Origin of the sequence: Pseudomonas sp. RHF3.3-3 (assembly GCF_048069595.1) — a bacterium.
In the GTDB taxonomy this organism is placed as follows: Bacteria; Pseudomonadota; Gammaproteobacteria; order Pseudomonadales; family Pseudomonadaceae; genus Aquipseudomonas; species Aquipseudomonas fuscovaginae_B.
Window position 1 is genome coordinate 4,373,990 of sequence record NZ_CP182250.1, and the last position, 17,484, is coordinate 4,391,473.

Genomic DNA, 17,484 nt, shown 5'->3' on the forward strand with positions numbered 1-17,484 from the left:
CATGGCTATTATTGTGCCTTGGTCAACCCAACCTAGAGCATCAGCACAAACACATCCTTGTTCGGCCCGGCACCGGCGTCATGGGTCCCACGGGTACCTGCCGCAATCCACAGGCCCCCGCGGAACCAGGTGGCCCCCGGACGCGATACGGTCCAATCGATCCCGGGTAAAGCACTCCAACTGCTATTGGAATAGCGATGCAGATCCTTCAATGCCGTACCATCCGGCGCGATGCCGCCCAGAACATACAAGGCGCCGTCACGGCTGAATACGATAGGGTCCGAACGGCTCAATGCCGGCAACCCCGGCTGCTGATTCCAGGTTCCGCCCTGTTCGCAGGTCCACAGGTCACCACTGACCGTATTGATGTCGATCATGCCACCCACGACATAGAGGGTGGTACTCGAAGCCGCGACGCCAAAACGCGAGCGTGGCACCCAACCTGCCGTGCCAACCTTTTGCCAGTTGCTGCCATCGCTGGTGCACCAGACGTCGTTGAGCAACTGATAGTTCTGGTCCACCCCGCCCATCACCCACAGCTTGTCCTGGAAAACCACGCACCCGAAATCACTGCGCCCGGGCCAGGCCGCACCCGCCGTCACCTGCGTCCATTGCATGCCGTCGCCGCTGCTCCAGATGTCATTGAGGCGCTGGGACCCGGTGTCCCCCCCCATGATCCAGAACTTGCCCTTCCAAAACACGCCACCGGCATTGGAGCGTGCCGCAAAGCTGTCGGCAAGGACCGCCACCTGGGTCCAGGTCTGCCCGTCCCGCGTATTGAAAATCGCCTTGCCCTGGTCCGGTGAGAACAGCCACAGGACCTGGGCATTGCCCAGCAGGATGGCGCCGCTCAACGCCCTGAAATCGGTATCCGTGTGGAAGGTGGTGAAACCTCGCTTGAGAAAGAACAGGTCCAGCTTCCTGACCAGCGGCCCACCCTGCCCCTGAACGGTCAGGGTGTAGGTCAACGGCCTGGGTGGAAATACCGGGTGACGGCCTGCCGCCAGATCCTTCCCGGGTATCTCGTAATCGCTCTGCCCCGGCGCCGTGATGGTCGCCGACAAGGCTGCCCGGATCTCCCAGCTCAGTTGCACCTCGGCCGGCAAGGTGCCGCTATCGGCACTGGCGAGAAAGGAATCGATACCCACCGGCGGCACGTTCACGGTGAACTGGCTGGTGAAATCCGGAGTACCAGCGTTGAGTTTCTGGTAGGCATTGAGCGTGAACTGGGTCGTGGTGTCGAGCTTGATCCTGTATTGGGCAATGCTGCTCACCCCGGTACCAATCTCACCCTTGGCGCTGTCGAGGGTGGTGTTGCCGAACTGCAACTTGACCTGGCGAATGTCGAAGCATTGCCAACGCAAGGTGACTTCATCGCCCAGGTTGGCCAGGTTGGACGGTACCGCATTGAAGAAGATGATGTTCGGCGTCGGCTCGAGTTTTCGCAGCGGCAGGGAGAAGTAGCCGTCGTCATAGCCGGGAAAATTGCTGTACTGCAGATAGGCCAGCGTAGTTCCGTGCGGCGCCTGGGTGGTGATGTCCTCGACGATGAACGACGCCGTCGCTCCGCTGCCCGCCCCCAGCACGGCACGGTTGGTTTCGACCGGTTTGAACGTCCAGATCGGGTCGGTGGCCCCGCCCCCCGGATCGGGATTGGTGGCATCCCACTCGTAGGTCTGCTGGCCATCATGGTAGGTGGCTTCCACCGAGGCCTTGATGTTCCAGGCCGAGTACTGGTCCTGCGGGTCGGCTGGCGTGAGCGCACCGATACTGTCGCCATACACGAAGGACAACAGCACCGTCGGGGTCTGCACCCAGGGCTTGGTGACCAGCGGTTCGCCCGGCTGCAGGTTGCTCAACTGCAACAGCAGCAGGTTGTGGATAACGTCGTTGTCCTGCGGCGTCCGGTAGACGCTGCTGTCCGGCAGCAGCGCTGCGGCCATGTTCTGGCGAAGGTCGCCGGCGGACTCCGGGTAGCGCAGCAGGAAAATCCTGAAGGTAGGAGAAATGTTCTGTCCGTTGACCCGTACGCCGAGGTCGGCGTTGGTCTGGCTGAGGAGGCTGGAGCGCACCGCCCCCAGCCTGATCTGCAAGCTGCCCCCGGCAGCGATCGGCTGACTGCCGTTGAGCACCAGCATGTTACCCTGGACCGTTGGCTTCCAGCCGCCACTACTGACAATGATCTTCGACACATCCAATACCGTGAAGATCGTGGTCGGGAACTGCAGGCGAATGTCCGTCGCGGTCACCGCCACGCTGCTGGTCACCGTCAGCGTATACGCCCCCAGGTCAGTGCGCCCGATATAGATGTCGGGCTTGCTCGTCGAGTCATTCAGCAATTGCGCGCTCACAGCCATGGCATGGTCCCTCTCTTGTCCAATCCCTATTCGGTTTGCGGTGCTGGCTTGAGTTTGAGCCAGCCATCCTCAGCCGTTTGCGGTGTATAGGAGAACGACGCACGGTCTCCTGTCTGGCTGGGTGGCAGCGCCTCGTCATGCGGCACCTGCTGGCCATCGCGCAGGACACTGGTGGTCCATTCCCAGACGAACCCCGACTCGGGGGGCACCGGCAGGCTCAGGCCCTGCCGACTGCGCAGGATCGGGTGGGTGAAGAAGGTCATCTCGATGTTGCGCAAGGCCGCAGCCGTGATGTCGGGTGGAATGCCAATGGCCTTGACCGGCAGCAGGCCGGTCGTTGCATGCACCCTCGCACGAGGGTCGACCAGCAGGCTCAGGGTCTTTTGCAACGGAACATGAACGTTGCGCAGGTCGGCGATCTGCGCCCTGGCGTCCGCATAGGGCCGCGCGGGCGGGTCGATATTGGCGCGCAGGTTGAGCGTGATGGTGTCGGCTGCGGGCCGTTCGATCCCCTCCACCGCCGGGGTCGGCGCTGCCGGGGCATATAGGGTGGTATAGGGCGTCTCGCCATCGAGCAGGTAGGCCACCAGGCCGTCTTCCAGGTGATCACGATCGCCCAGCCGTACGGGAATATCCACCTGGCCGATACCGGCGCTGTCACGCTGTGTCCAGTCGTAGGTCTTGTCGCTCTGGGTCGGCAGCAACCGTGCCAGTTCTTCGCTGCTGGTCACCGAGGCCGGCAACCCCTGGATCTCGTAGCGCAAGCTGGCCCGCACCAGCGCCAGCGGCTGGCCCATCAACACCGCCTGCGCCTGGGCCGCCTGCTTGTCATCCGGCAGGATGTAGGTATGGGCGTTGTCGAAGGTACCGAGCAAGGCCGCGAAAAAGTCCCTGGGCTTGCCCTGGATGAACGTGGCCAACTTCACCAGGTGGGGGTTGGCATCGGCCAGGTCCTGCTGCATCGAGCGGGCGGCATTGCCCGGCGCCGAATGCCAGGTGACACGCTGCTGGGCGCCAAACACCCCGAGCGAACCCAGCACCTCCCCGGTTCCGGTGAACAGCATCAGCGCATTCTCCAGGTAGTTCGGCACGATCCAGCCGCACAGTGGCGAGGTCGAGGGCACCGGATTCATCTGCACCTCGTCGTTCTCGGCGCTGAGCCAGCGAAACAGCAGGCGACTGGGCTGGGCAACCCGTGGCGCCAGGTAAGCCTTGCCCGCGGTGTTGTCTGGGGCCTGCATCTGCCACGAGACGGTGACCTTCCGGCTGTCCTCGAAATGCTCGGTATCGATCAGGTCCCGCCTGCGCCCGAACACATCGACCAATTGCAACTTCGAGAGGGTGAAAAAGCCTGCGCGCAACAGGTTGTACAGGCTCTGCTGAGTGATCGGTACCTGCCCGGTCTGCTCGCCTGCCGCCCAGGCCACGAAGTGGGTCAGGCTGTTGATGTACTGGGTGTTGTCGAAGCCGTCGACCAGCGCGCCCGGTGTCGACTCCTCATCGTAGAAGGGGTTGAACGGGTTGAGCTGCAAACCCGCCGCCCGCGTGAGGAACCCGGCGTTGACCCCGCTCAGGCCCTGGGCCAGCAGCGGCTTGTCCAGCAGGTATTGGACGATCGCCTGCAGTTCGGGATTGTCGTTGTCCTGCAGGTAGCGGCGCAGTTGTTCGATCAGCGGCTCGGCAATCCTGGACGACAGCAGGATGCTGTCGCTCAGTTTCACCTGGCTCTGTACCGGCTGCGCGGGGGTCTTGCCCTGCACCAGTTCGATCTCGCGTTCGTCGAGCTGGAACTGTTCGGTGATGTAGTCGGTGCTGTAGTTCGGCACCCCGTTGCGATTGTGTTCGAAGGGTACGTAGCTGGCCTCCCAGACCAGAAAGAGCGGCAGGAACGGGTCCTGCCAGTCCAGCGCATGATTGAGCGCCAACCCCTGCGGGGCCTGCCCGCTCCAGGTCAGCGTCAAGCCATTGCCGGTTGCGCTGGGGTTCTCGATGATCGGCAGGGTTTTCCAGGGCGCTGACGAGTTCACCGTCCAGGCCTGCTGGATTTTCCCGATGAGCGCCTGCTGGGCCGCCAGTACATCGGCCACCGGCGCGCCGTTGAGTGCCCCGGCAATCTGCGGTGCCAGCAGCGGGTCGAGCAGACTCTTTTCTCCCAGCACAAGCGCCAGGTCGGCGAGGATCGGTTGCAGGTCGCGCGCCTCCGGGCCCTGCCCCGGATTGACCTGGGGCACACCGAGCGCCAGGGAGCCCTGCAGGACCGTGGCCGTCAACCGGGCGCCAGCCGCCGTGCCGACCTGGCTCAACAACTGCCCGCCCAGACGGCATGGCAGGCTCTTGACGTTGCCATTACGCCGGGCCGGTTGCAGGCTGTCGCCGGTGACCACCAGCACCGGCTCGTTGGGTTGCCAGAAACGCGCCGCGTTGGTGGTCTGCAACTCGAACTGGCTGTAGTCGCTGGCCAGCAGGCCCACCAGCGTATTGGCCTGGGAGACCAGTTGCCCGACCAGGCTCTGCGGCGAAGCCTTGGTGAGGTAGGTACCATTGGCGGCCTGGCTGAGAAAGTCCTGAGGCCCACAAGGGAAAACCGGAATGTTACCCGTCGCCGGGGACGCGTCGGCAGACTTGCCAAAGGCCGCTTCGAACTTGGCCCACAGGTCCAGGATCTGTTCGGCCAGGTAGCTGTTCAACTGCGTGACGTCGAAAGGCACCGAACCGGTTTCGTCGTAGAGCCCGGTGATGTACTTGTACCAGTCCATGAAAATCTGCTGGCGACACGACACGATGATGTTGAGCAGCGCGTCCAGGCGCTGCTGGTACAGGTTCAGTGAGTTGAGTTTCTCCGCCAGTTGGTTGCTGTCGTCAGGCAGCACCACCTGCGGCGCAGCGTAGGGCGAACCGCTCCCCGTCTGTTTCTGGCGAATCATCCAGATACGCCCGGACTGCAGCGCGCCAAAGCCATTCTGATGCACCTCCTGCTCCAGCTGGACCAGGGTCAGGGAGCGGCCCAGCCGCTCCAGAAGGCCCATCTGCAGGGCATCGAGCAGAAACTCCAGGTTGTGCTCGATTTCGTCACTCGCCGGCGGCAGGTCGCCCTGGGGTTCCTGCGGTTTCCAGCCACTCCACTGCTCCTTGATCAAGGCAGCCAGGGCGGAGGAACTGGAGCTGCCCATGGCCGCGCGCACCGTCTCGTCGCGGGTGGTCAAAGGCGCCAGGTAGCACTTGGGAAACCCGGGCCGGGTGTTGGGCTGCAGCGGATTCTGCCCGGTGGTGTTCCAGGGAATGCCCGCCACCTGTGCGCTGTACAGACAGCGTGAAGGCCGCTCATCAACTGTCGGCTGGTACTGCCAGCCATGGAAGCCCTGCACCACCTGGGCGAACACTTGCGCGGGGGTCAGTCGCCGATCGGCCGGCCTGTTGGCGTTGTCAGCCTCGGCCACAGCCAGCGCCTGCCTGAAGGCCTGGCCCTGCAGGGGGTCATCGGCCGCGCTGCTGTGCCAGCCGCTGACCTGGTACGACACCTGGAACTGTACATTGTCCAGATGCCATTTCTGTGGCTTGTCTTGCTCCAGGTCCAGGAAGGTGTCGTGAAAACCGAATGCGCTGGCGCAATCGGGATAGTAGGCGCTGAACGTCGGCCCACTGTTGCCCAGGGCGCTGATCGAGCCCAGGTTCTGCCCGGCGGCCATGAAGTTGCCGGGCGACAGCACGAACGCCGGCAGATGGCGTACATCGGTCAGCGCCGCCCCCGGTGCGTCAGGCGTGGGCTGCCAGTTCCTGAGTTCAAAGACCCGCCCCATGCGCCGTGAAGGCGGGTAGTAGGCCGCCCCGCCATTACCCTCGACGTCATAGCCGGGTGGCACGTCCCAACCCACCGGCAGCGAGATGCTGTTGCGCTGACTGGCCGGGTAGTACTCCGAGCGGTACTGCTCGGGCGTCATCAGATAATCGCTCTCGACCACCCACTGCTTCACTTGGGTGCCCTGTGATTGCTGGATGATGCGCGTCACCAGCCAACGATTGGGCGCCGGCGGGTAATCGACCGTACCATCAGGCGCCTGGCGTCCCTGGGCGATGCTATCGGGCAAGGCCCAATGCAGGTGAATGCCCGCCTTGAGCTGCTCGATCACATTCTGGTTCATCGGGTTGTAGGTGTTGGTACTGACATTGGCCTTGGTCCAGGTGCCGGAATGCACGATGGCCCCATTGGGATCCGGCTCGCGCCAGGGCAACCCGCCGTAGTTCGTGGTGGCACCGCAGAACAGCTCGGTGCTCTTGGTCACCAGGCTCGCATCATTCGTGCTGACCCGCAGGGCTTGTACGTTCACAGGGATTATCAAGGTCATTGGTCGGTTCCTGCGCTGAGATCGAACGAAACAAGGCCCACGCCCTTGACCATCTGCAAGGCGAATTCGGAAGACGGCAGGTGGTCGAAGCCACTGTAGATACCCTGGATGTAGTCACCGTACCGGGGGTCATGCAGGTTCCTGGACAGGCGATACAGTCGCAGCAACCGCTGTGCCTGATCGCGGAAGGGCACGCTCTGGAACACATCCGGCACCTGTTCACCGGCGGTATGGGTCTGGGTGGCATTGGTGAAGTTGTAGCGAAGGTTGATGCTTTTCGGCTCGGTGTCCGCCACGCCGAAATGCAAGCCCTCGGCAGGCTCGTGAATGTCCAGCGACCCCAGGGTCTGCCCATCGAGCTCGAACAGGCACAACAGCACGTCTGGCGCCAGGCGCTCAAAGCGCACGATGTCCATGGCCTTGCCGTCGGGGGTGTAGGCATTGACCTCAAGCCCCGGCCATCCCTGCACCACCTGCGAACGCAGAACGAAGCCACTGACCACGTCCATTTCGACTTTTTCCTCGGCCTGATCCTCCAGCCCCAGGGCGACCCGGCGCAGGGTCGAGGCATGGCCAGTGGCTCGCCGGTTGACCTTGGCCCTGATCGCCACATCGTGGGCCAACGACGGATCGGCGGCATTGCCGGTGACAGCCCGGCCGATACTCAACGCGCCGTCGAGCAGGCTCTGGATCCAGTTCTCATCCAGGTAGAAGAAACGTATCGACTCCGATGGCAGCATCCGTTCATCCGGCACCAGGTAATTGAACGGTACGCCGTCGAGCAGCTTGAGCTTGCCCAGCCAGGTATAGATCTCCAGCGGCACGCTCAATCGGGAGTCGCCAACGGTCAGAAACTGCGAGGCGTCCGACAGCACTTCACGCTGGTGCCGGACCCGGTGCGAGCGGGCCACCGCCAGGTTGCCCGTATCGAGTGTGGCTTCGGGGGTCGGCAGGAAGGGCCTGAGCAACGGGTAGATCAGCGGATCACTGTGCAATTGCTGCCGGATTTCATCGAACGACTGCTGCAGCACGATCGCCTCCATCTGCGCGACCACATCGCGCAGGTTGTCCCGTCGCCAGTTGTAGAGCAGTACCGAAAAGTGCTTGTTCTGCAACGCCAGCAACTGGCCCAACTGCCAGGCCGCCGCGTAGGAGATGTCAAACAGCCCGGTATCGGGATTGTAATGGGTTGCCGCGTCCGCCGAGGTCCAGGTGGGTGGAACGGTATGAGTCTTGATCTGGTAGGGCGTCAGCGGGCCGCGATACCACGAAACCGTGTTGCCGGCATCGCGGGTTTGATGCCTGAGCGCCGTGTAGCCCATCTGCAGGGCGTTCTTGGCCTGCCGGGTTTGCGTCGAATCACCCGCCTGCACCGCCGTCACCGGCAGGCCCATGGCAAAGTTGGCGGCCACGGTCGAAGGCGTGTCCGGCTCGGGCAGTGGGTTCTTCGGTTTGAGCTCGAGCAACAGTTGCTCGAAACGCTTGCCCGTGCCGGTGGAAGTGAAAGACCAGCTGGTGAGCGAAACCAGGCGCATGAACCCCTGGTCGTCGATGGCAAATGCCGACTCACCCGGCGCCTGTACCGAACGCGGGCGAGTGATCTCGGCGGCGTTGTCGCTGGTGGCCGGGTCAATCGGCAGGAAGGGTTCCAGGGCCTCCAGCGACACCAGGTGGGCAATGCAACGCTTGCCGGTCTGCGGCAGGCGACTGCCGGTGACGATCGCGAAATTGGAAGTGCCGGGGACCCTGGACAGGTCGTTACGCGAGGCCGGTACACCGTTCTGCGTCGCCTTGCGGATAATCTCCACGTTACGGACATGGGCCATCATCTTCAGGTCGTCCAGGGATGGTGCCACGTTCCAGAACAGCCCCAGGGGGATGTCGATGTAGTTGCAGGCGTCTTCGGCCTGCTGACCATGGTCCAGGTACTTCTCCAGCTGGGCCGCATCGCTGGAGCTGTCCAGGTCCGCAGCCGCATAGAAATACGAATAGCCCTGGCTGCCCTGCCCCTGCGGGCGCTTGAAGAACAGGTCGCGCAACTTGCCGGCACGGGGACTGGCACTGAACCCCTGATCCTTGAACGCCAGTTCATCGTCTTCATCGAAGATCAACACGGCCATCCAGGTCGGCACATCGTGGTCATGCTCCTGGTCGGGAAAAGCCACCACGGGCTCAGCCAGGCCGGGGCGACGCATCCACGGCAGGGTCTGCTTGGTGAACACCACATGGGCCAGCGTGTTGGTGTACTCGCCCTGGGTCTGGTCAGGCGGAAACACCGCCTGGATATCATTCCTGTCGAGGCTGAAACGCGGGGCCTGCACCGCGAAGTGATACTGGCTGGCGTAGTTCTGCCGCTCCTGCGAGACACGCTGGGAGACCGTGAACTGGTACTCGCCAGCCTCCAGCCCGGGCAGGTTGTGCTGGATGAATTTCACCGTTCCCTGAATGGGATGTTCCCGATTATCCGCCACTGCTTGTCTCCAACACGTCGTGATCAGATTGCGCTGGTTTCTTCACCCAGCACGCGAATCATCGGCCAGTCCCAAAGCGGGAAGCTGGCCAGGCGGCTGACATCAAGGGCTGCACTGTCAAAGCTGAAGCCCAGGGCATTGAGGCTATCGACCATCTTGCCGCGCTCGGCAACGACCGCCGCAGCGGCCAGGTCGGCCAGCTCGAAATCGACATTGCGCACAGGGTTACCGGCCCGCTCGTAGCTGAGCACGGTGCCCTGCTCGCTGAGGGTGGCGGCGAAATTGTCTTCGGTGGCGATGGTCGGGGTGTCGAGCAGCCAGAGCATCTTCTTCGTGGTGTCGAACAACAGCGCCCAGAGGTCCGCATCCGCCGTTATCGCGGGGTGGCGAATCATCGGCAGCAACTGCAGGCCGCTCAGGGTGTCGGCGATCATGCGGGTACCGTTGAGCCCCGGATCCGTTCCCGCCCAGAGCGCCGCCTGGGCGTTCTGCAACACGATGCCCACGGCGACTTCATTGACCGGCAGCCGATAATTCTCAGGCTTGGTGTAATCCTCGCCGGCCGGCAGGCGGGTCAGTTGCAACTGGTGATCGACACTGAAATCCGCCGAGTCCAGGGCCATGGGCAGAACGCCAAAGTCATCGGCCCAGCCCGCGTCATCCCTGGCACCATAGGCGCTGGGGCCATCCGGGGCCGTGCCGCTGCCGACATAGGTGAACGCACCGGTCGGAGTGAACGGCGTGTTGACCTTGAAGTCGTTGAACCGTGCGGTCTTGCTGGGGATCACCAGGCTCGAGGCCAGGGCGAAATGGTTGGGGTCCAGCACCCAGTCAAAGAATGCCGCGCTGTCCTTGGCTTTCAGGTCGCTGATCAGTCCCTGTTGAACCATGCCCATGACCAGTTGGGCCGGTTGTGCGCCTGCGGCCTTGTCGGCATTGCTGCGGGCCTGCAGCCCCTGCTGGCGGGTGGCGCCGTTGGCTGCAGGCAGGAAGGAGGTCTTGAAGTCCTCCCAGCTCACCGGGTCCGGTTGGGCCCTGTCGCTGCCGAAACGCACACTGAAGCTGATGATATCCAGGTCGACCGTCGCCACGCCGCCGAACTCGGGGCCCCAGACGCTCAGCTCGACGCCGACGTGAATGGTGATCCTCACGGTGACGAACAGCAGGTTGGCCTTGAACGAGGCGCCCAGGTGGATATAGGCATCGGCCTCGTAGTGGAACGGTCGCCAGCCCAGCAGGAAATCGACCCCGACGCTGAACCAGGCACTGATCGGCCCCGACTCCCAGGTAGCTTGGACGTTGAAGCCGGCCATCAGGGTGTGCGAGAGCAACGCGAAATAGCACTCGCCCTTGAGGACCAGGGGGCCGGTCTCGTAGACCATCTGCAGACGCGGGACAGTCGGGAAATAGTCCGGCTTCTTGAATCGCGGGCTGTAGCCGCCGATCGACACCAGGAACTCGCCGGCATGCTCGCCGGCATACCAGGTGTAGAACGCAAAGCCGCCACTGACATGGCAGAGCCCGGCGTAGATGAACGACGCCGGGGTCAACCGGCCATCGACGGCGATCAGCCCGCTGCTCGACTCGAAGCGGGCCTCCAGCGCCACCTCCAGGTAGACGATGGGCTTGGGGGCGCCCTTGGGGACGGTCACCCGGCAGATCCCCAGGAGGGCCACCTCCAGCGATACACCGAACGACACGGTCAACAAGGCCGTGGCATCGACCATTTCGAACGACGTGAAGTCGATACCGGCGGCCACCCAGTACTCGCCGGCCTGGGGGTGGATGTAGGACTGGGTCTTGACCAGGGTCTGCTGCAGCACCTGCCCCGGGTTGCTGGTGCCCAGCGTTGTGGGAAAGCTGTTCTCCGGGCGCTTGTTGTTCTGTGGCAACAGCGGGTAGCTGGTCAATTGATCGATAGTGGGCAGCAGCAGGCTGCGGTTGATACCAAAACCGCCAGCCAGGCCGGTGACGAAGAAGAAGGGAGGCCCCCCCAGCGGTTGCTGCAGGCGCACGAAAATGAAGAACGAGCTTTCATCCGGGGCATAACCGCCAATGGCTGTGAGCGAGAACGTCGCCACGCTCACCCGCGCCTCGCCGAGAAAGTCATTGTCAAAGCGCAGGAAGCCACCGGCGATGCTCAAGGGGCCGGCCTGCAGCGCCAGGCTCATGCCGTCCAACTGCGCCGCCACGCCCAGGTCACCGCCTTTGCTGTCCGGAATCCTGAAGCCGAGCCCCAGCCCCTGCAGGTCGAACGACAGCATCGCCAGGCTGAAGCCGGCGTCGATCAGCAACCAGACCCGGCCGTCCTCATAGCGCACGCCTATACGCGCCAACGATACCGGGCCGATCGATTTGCCCACTGTCAGCCAGGCCGCATTGCCGGTCGGTGGCCTGGCCGCCACGGCCGGTGCGGTCTGGGTGTTGACCGGGGCGGTATCGCCCCCGGCGGCGAGCGGCAACGCCACGCCTCCCAGCTCGATGTCGGCCGAGAAGTTGAAGCCCGCGGCGATCGCTATCGTCGTTCCCTTGGCATCCTTGGGCAGCGGCAACTGCGCCGGGACCTTGGCCTGGGTCAGCATGGCGTTGAGCGTCTTCACCTCGTCGGCACTCAGAGGCGAAGCGGCGAACAGTGCCTGGACGTTCCTGATACTGCCCAGGCGGTCATCGGTGAAGATCTTGCCCACCAGGGGCAGATCGGCCAGCGACACCTCAAAGCCGAGTAACATCTGAAACACATAATTGGAGGTGCTTGCCTGGGTTTTCGGGTCCAGGGTCTTCAACGCGACGAAGGTACCGGTGCCGTAATGGGCCGAGGTGGCCGAGAGCAACACGGTGTTATTGCCCATGTCATAGACGAAACTGGCCTGTGACAGGGCCAGGTCGAGTTCGGGAGGAATGGCGGGGATGGAAAAGCCCAGCGCCGAGGCGATATCCGCGAACTGCAGATAGTCGTTGTCCTCGGCCTGCCAGTGCGCCTGGAGCTTCACGCCGGGCTGGGTGCCGGCATCGAACTTGAGCTCGAAGCTGAAGTTCTGCTGCCCGACCAGGAAACTGCCGCTCAAGGCCACACTGGCATCCGCACCGGTTTTCTTGAACAACACCGACAGTTGCGCATCGACGCTGGTGTCCAGCAAGGTGAACGCCGTACGCACCGATCCGAACACCGTGTAGGCGTAGGTCCCCTGGTCGCCGGTCACGGTCATGCCGAAGCTGTCGAAGACGATTTCGCCCAGTGCCGCGGGCACCGGTACGGATGCTCCCACCACCCCCTTGACGATGTGTTCCAGGGATACACTCTCGGTCATCTGCCCGCTGATCTGCTCGATGTTCCAGGCATTGGCCTGTTTGGCCAGCGAAAGCGTGAAGTCGAATGACGTGTTGAACAGCGTCGGTAGAAACTGCGCCGTCGCGGTGATCTCGACGCTGGTCTCGGCCTTTGGCCCGGTGGGTGCAATCAGCCGGATCAGGAGCGTCAGGGACTCCAGGGTCAGGACATTGGAAATCAGCGTCCATGGGTTCCGGGTATGGATGCCCAGGGTCACCGAACTGACCGGCGCGGACTTGTTCACCAGCACCATGCGATACCGCGTCAGGCTGATGTTTTCAAACACCTGGCTGAGTGCCTGGGGAATGTAGTCGTCGTAATGCTGGCCGCCGGGCAGGCTCCTGATCATGTCCGATGCATTGAACTGCGCGCCGGGTGCCGGCTGCGCAAAGATCACCAGCGAATCGAGGCCCTGGGAGATCTCCACGCCGCAATCGAGCTTGCCATTGAACAGCGAGGACACCGCGAAACCGATCTGCTGCGGGCTGTCGTCCGGGGCGCTGATGCTCACGCCAACCGCCGGTGCGGACAAGCTCAATGCCCAGTCCCCGATCCCGATGGCAAACACCGCATCGGAGACCGGGGCACTGATCCGGCCAACCGGGTACGGGGCATCGCTGACTGGCGCAAACGGGCCGTAGAACTTGTAGGCCGAAGTCCCTACCAGGTCCCCCAGAATCGCCCCGACACCGGCAATGTTCTGCAGCCCGATCGTGGACAGGAAGTTCTGCCCCTGGGCCAGGCCGATGGTGCTTGCATCCTCCTTCGACCAGCGAAACGCCGCCTGCGCCAGCGAGGTGTAAACCAGGCGCGGGTTGGCCGGCTTGAGCAGGTTGAAGGGAAAGAACGTCATCGCCGGCCAGCTTGAGGCAAAGTCCCAACCCGAAGGCAGGCTCGCCTCGATCAGCACCGCCACCTTGTCACCGTCGATGCTAAAGCTCAGTTGCAGGCCGACATCCTTGACCTTGAACAGGGCGCCAGTGCCTGACGTAACCCGCACCACTCCGGCATCCGGACCAATGATGTCACTGCCCTGGACGCCCTCCACGATCAGCGCCGCGTCCTTGTCGAGCAGGAAGGCGACGGCAATCTGCGCTACCTGTTCATCGCTGAGCAGGCGCTTGTCGAGCACCAGCTTGCCGTCATCCGTTGCCTGCTTGCGCAGATCGCTTGCCAGTTGGTTGATATCCACTGCTGACTCCTGCTCAAGTGATGCTGGTCACTTGCTGCTGATTACCGTTGGGCTGGAACAACTGGTCGGGCGTAAAACCGTCGTGCTTCACACCGACGGCAAGGATCGACTCCGTGGCCTGGCAAATGGCACGATTGCGCGCTTCATTCTTTGTGGCCTGGTCCTTGATCAGTGAAACCGGAAAGACACTGTTGACGATCAAGTCCTTGAGCGGGACCGGTGTGGCAGCCCCCTCCTTGTTGATCACGCGCCTGGCGCCCTCGGTAATCGCATACCAACGCTCATAGTTGTAACGGATGCTGTTGAGGGTCTTGCCCAGCTTGTCGTCATCGAAATAACTGTTGGTCTGTTTGAGGATCGTCGACTCGGTGGTGATACCGAAGGCATGTCCGTGGGTGTCCAGGTAGTTGGTGATGCTGGTGTCTTCGGCCGAGGCGATGAAATACGGACTGAAGTTCAGGTTATGCTGGTCCAACCAGTCGATATTCCACAGCACGGCCTGCTGCAGGACCCGGTCCTTCCTGAATGTGGAACCTGCGTAGGTGCCACCCGGGTTGCTCACGAAACGGCGCTTGGCCTTGCGATCGGCAAGAATGGCATCGGTGGTGTCCGTTGCCGTTTCACTGCCAAAACCCAGGCCGACATAGCCTCGCGCCAGCATTGCCGCCTCGGCTTCCGCCAGGCCACGAAAACTGTTGAGGTAGTAAACGTTGTCATCCACGAGCCAGGCATAGTCCCAGCGGTGGTTGGAGTTGCGGCGCAGCCATTTGCAGAACTCGATGGCCGCATAGCGGCTGGCGCCGAAACCGACATAGGGGTAGTCGCCGCTCAGCCACCAATCAGTGCCATCGGCATGAAACGACCAGCCGATGACATGCAGGTTGGGGACGGCTCCCAATGCCTTGCGGTACTTCTTGTATTCAAGAACGTGAACCATGACGTAGATGCGTCGGCCCGGGCTGTTGACCCGCGGGGGGTAATACCAGGCCGGGACCGGGCGAGTATCAGGCCCGGGTCTGGGGTCCAGTGCACGAAGGTCGGTGACATCGGTGAATTCGTTCAGCCCCAGTTCGCTCAAGCGATCGGCACCGCGTGCAAAGCCGCAGGCGATCCAACTGCTGCGATTGCTTGAAATGACCACCAGGGGCGGCAGGGAGGTTGCTTGGTCTTCTGCGTGCAGGATCGCCGCAGCGGTGCCACCGGTAAAAAAATCCAGCACCCTGGGCAGCTTGCAAAACTCACTCAGTACATTGATGCGCTCATTGGCCAGGGCCAGGCAATCGTCCTTGTCGGCCACCTCCAACGCCGGCGTTTCGACCGGCTGATACTTCTGGCTGACCAGGTTGCCGCCATAGTTGCTTTTCACCTTCAAGGATATCGCCATGGGAACTCCGGGCCGCTCGTCGAGGGAAGTGCTGTGGCGGGAGACCACCTGCGTGGCCTCCCGCGTTGAGCCAGACCTTACTTGGCAACCGAAAGGACCTGAGTCAGCGACACCTTGAACTGTTCGAGCAGCTTCGATGGCTGGATAGTCCCCCCCCCCTGCTGGGGTGGAAGCTGAATCACCTGCAGCTGGAAGTCAGAAGCGAGCTGTCCACCGGCAGGCACCTTGGCGTTGTAGAAGACCGTCACCTGGCTGACGTAGTTGGCCGGCAAGGTCACGTTGGTGCTGTAGACCTGACCGCTGACCACCGGCACCTTGCCGATCGAAATGACCTCGCCATTGGCATCGGGCTTGTCGAATATGAAATACATTTCGGCACCCGGATCGAACCTGGAAGCCGATAGGGTCACGGACACATCCACGGAATGGGCATTGTTCAAGGCCACCGTGCTGGACCAGCCGAAGCCCGTGGCGGGAGTCGGAGGCTTGGGCGGAACCGCCAGGGCCACGTAGGCCGCGTTGCCGGCTTCCACGATTGCCTCTTGCAGCGGCACGAACGCGCTGCCTGAAGGTGCGGGATGGTTGGCATCGGTGATGAAGGCGATCAGGTTGTAGGGCGCGCCCTGCGCCGGTGGCGAGACGTTGCTGAACAGAAAAGGCGTCTCTGTGACGGCAACCCCCTGCCCCGGCGCACTGATGGTGACCACGTTGCTCTGGTCCTGTGTATTCAACCGGACCCACTGTGGCTTGCTGTTGATGTTATTGGCGCTGCAGTACCACAGTTGAACACTGCCCACTGCGGTTTTGGTCGTATCCTTGCCCAGGTTCCTGGCCCGGACATAAACGTAGTTGGTAGCGTGGTAGTCGACATCCTGCGAGAACTTCTGGTCGTAGCACTCGACGAAACTGCTGAGATCGGCAGCACTGGCAGGCGTAAGGCGAGTGATCAAATCGGGCGACTCATCGGTCGGCGGTGTCTTGCCCGGCGCGGTCTGGGCCAGGTTGTTGCGGATGAACAGCCAGTTGTAGTCATTGGACATTTTGCATTCCTCCTTGGATTGACCTGAGCCCTAGCGGAAACCGCCGTTGGGAATGACACCGTTGGAGCCGACGATGGTCACCAGCGTCGGCTGTACGCTCAAAAGCGTCCTGTAGCCCTCATAGCCCAGGTAGTGCTCACCGTTTTTCGGGTCCACGAAAATGCTGTGCTCATCGAAGTTGCAACGCCGGTAGTGATTTTCCAGATTCGAGTCCTGCTCCAGCAGATGGCTCACGCTGGCGCGCGCGGCGGCAGACAGTTCAGGGGCGTTGGTGACCACGAACTGCATGGAGAAGTTCGCCGGCTTGGGCTTGCCCTTGAAATTGATATAGAAGGTGACTTTCCCGGCATAGCCGCCCTGGATCTTCACATTGGTGCCGACGACAAAGTTGGGGTTGATGTTCGGGTCCTTGGCCCCCGGTTTCTCCGGAACGGTGGTGTCTCCTACCGCGATGGAGTCGCCCCATTTGGTGTTGTTGTTCGAGGTGAACCCCACCACCGCCCCCACCGGAACATTGGTGACCTGGATCGAGCAGGTGAACAAGGCATCGTCCCAGGTCTGGTTCAGGCTGATCTGCTGCTCATAGACATCCGAGGCCGTGACCGCCTGGATGTTCACGTTGTGCCAGCCCAGGTTGCGGTTGGCATAGATCCACGCCGCATACTGGTCGACGCTGGAATTGACGCCGGAGGGAAACTGCGCGTTGACCGCATCGAAGCTGTCGGCAATCACCGCGACCAGGCAATGATGTTCGGTGGTCTGCGGCTTCCAGGTGAAGGCATTGGTGGCGACGATCTCGTTGGGGGCGGCGCTGAGGGTCTGGTAGTCCTGTCGGACTTCTATGGTTTTGGTCGGATCGTTGGGGTCGGGGACAACGGAGGTGTAGACCATCAGGTTGTCTTCGTTGTACCAGACGTTCGGTGCCAGGAACAGATTCTGCGGCACCCGGAACAGGTACACGTTCTGCGTGGCTTTTGCAGCGCTGACGTTCTTTGCCCGGACATAAAAGTTGTTGGTGAAATACTCCTTCACGTCCTGGTCGAAAGCCTGGCCGTACTTGGAAATCATCTCCTGAGTCGACAAGGCACTCTGGCCGGCGACCAGAATATCCGGGCTTCCGGTCCAGCTCCCCGAACGCGGCAGTTTCCCTGTGTCACTCAGATTGTTTCGAACGAGAAAATCATTTTTGACAGCCATAAGAAGTCCTCACACTTTGAACGAGTGATAGTTGAAGTCATCACGACATCCGCGAAGGCAGCGGCTTAGCGACGCAGCCTCACGGCAAGTAACGCATGCCGATCTAGGGGGACAGGGGGACGGGGTGTCGCTCAGCCAGCACACCAGGCAGGTGTCGGTCGGTTTTTGGCAG

At 62.3% G+C, this 17,484-nt stretch carries 7 protein-coding genes; all 7 read right to left on the reverse strand.

Features of this window, described 5'->3' with window-relative positions:
* Positions 1 to 32: 32 nt before the first annotated feature.
* Positions 33 to 2,357 carry a hypothetical protein gene (locus ACMGT0_RS19470; RefSeq protein ID WP_054057647.1) on the reverse strand — a complete coding sequence of 775 codons (2,325 nt, stop codon included), beginning with the start codon at positions 2,355 to 2,357 and terminating at the stop codon, positions 33 to 35.
* 26 nt (positions 2,358 to 2,383) lie between these two features.
* Complete coding sequence (locus ACMGT0_RS19475; RefSeq protein WP_054064270.1) at positions 2,384 to 6,700, reverse strand: hypothetical protein; 4,317 nt, start codon at positions 6,698 to 6,700, stop codon at positions 2,384 to 2,386.
* The gene (locus tag ACMGT0_RS19480; protein ID WP_054057645.1) at positions 6,697 to 9,135 is read right to left on the reverse strand and encodes a hypothetical protein; all 2,439 of its coding nucleotides are present in this window, start codon (positions 9,133 to 9,135) and stop codon (positions 6,697 to 6,699) included. Before ACMGT0_RS19480 ends, ACMGT0_RS19475 begins: the two co-directional genes overlap by 4 nt.
* A gap of 59 nt (positions 9,136 to 9,194) precedes the next feature.
* Positions 9,195 to 13,691: a DUF6603 domain-containing protein gene (locus ACMGT0_RS19485; protein WP_054057644.1), complete on the reverse strand. Its 4,497-nt coding sequence runs from the start codon at positions 13,689 to 13,691 to the stop codon at positions 9,195 to 9,197.
* 13 nt (positions 13,692 to 13,704) lie between these two features.
* Positions 13,705 to 15,075, reverse strand: coding sequence for a hypothetical protein (locus ACMGT0_RS19490; protein WP_054057643.1), 1,371 nt, complete (start codon positions 15,073 to 15,075; stop codon positions 13,705 to 13,707).
* A gap of 77 nt (positions 15,076 to 15,152) precedes the next feature.
* Complete coding sequence (locus tag ACMGT0_RS19495; RefSeq protein WP_054057642.1) at positions 15,153 to 16,115, reverse strand: hypothetical protein; 963 nt, start codon at positions 16,113 to 16,115, stop codon at positions 15,153 to 15,155.
* Positions 16,116 to 16,145: 30 nt separating this feature from the next.
* Positions 16,146 to 17,312, reverse strand: a complete 1,167-nt coding sequence (locus ACMGT0_RS19500; RefSeq protein ID WP_160320669.1) for a hypothetical protein — start codon at positions 17,310 to 17,312, stop codon at positions 16,146 to 16,148.
* Between the last annotated feature and the right edge of the window lie 172 nt (positions 17,313 to 17,484).

Coding starts and splice junctions, on each gene's coding strand:
- ACMGT0_RS19470 (WP_054057647.1), bottom strand. CDS start 2,357: ATGGCTGTGAGCGCGCAATTGCTGAATGACTCGACGAGCAAGCCCGAC.
- ACMGT0_RS19475 (WP_054064270.1), bottom strand. CDS start 6,700: ATGACCTTGATAATCCCTGTGAACGTACAAGCCCTGCGGGTCAGCACG.
- ACMGT0_RS19490 (WP_054057643.1), bottom strand. CDS start 15,075: ATGGCGATATCCTTGAAGGTGAAAAGCAACTATGGCGGCAACCTGGTC.
- ACMGT0_RS19495 (WP_054057642.1), bottom strand. CDS start 16,115: ATGTCCAATGACTACAACTGGCTGTTCATCCGCAACAACCTGGCCCAG.
- ACMGT0_RS19500 (WP_160320669.1), bottom strand. CDS start 17,312: ATGGCTGTCAAAAATGATTTTCTCGTTCGAAACAATCTGAGTGACACA.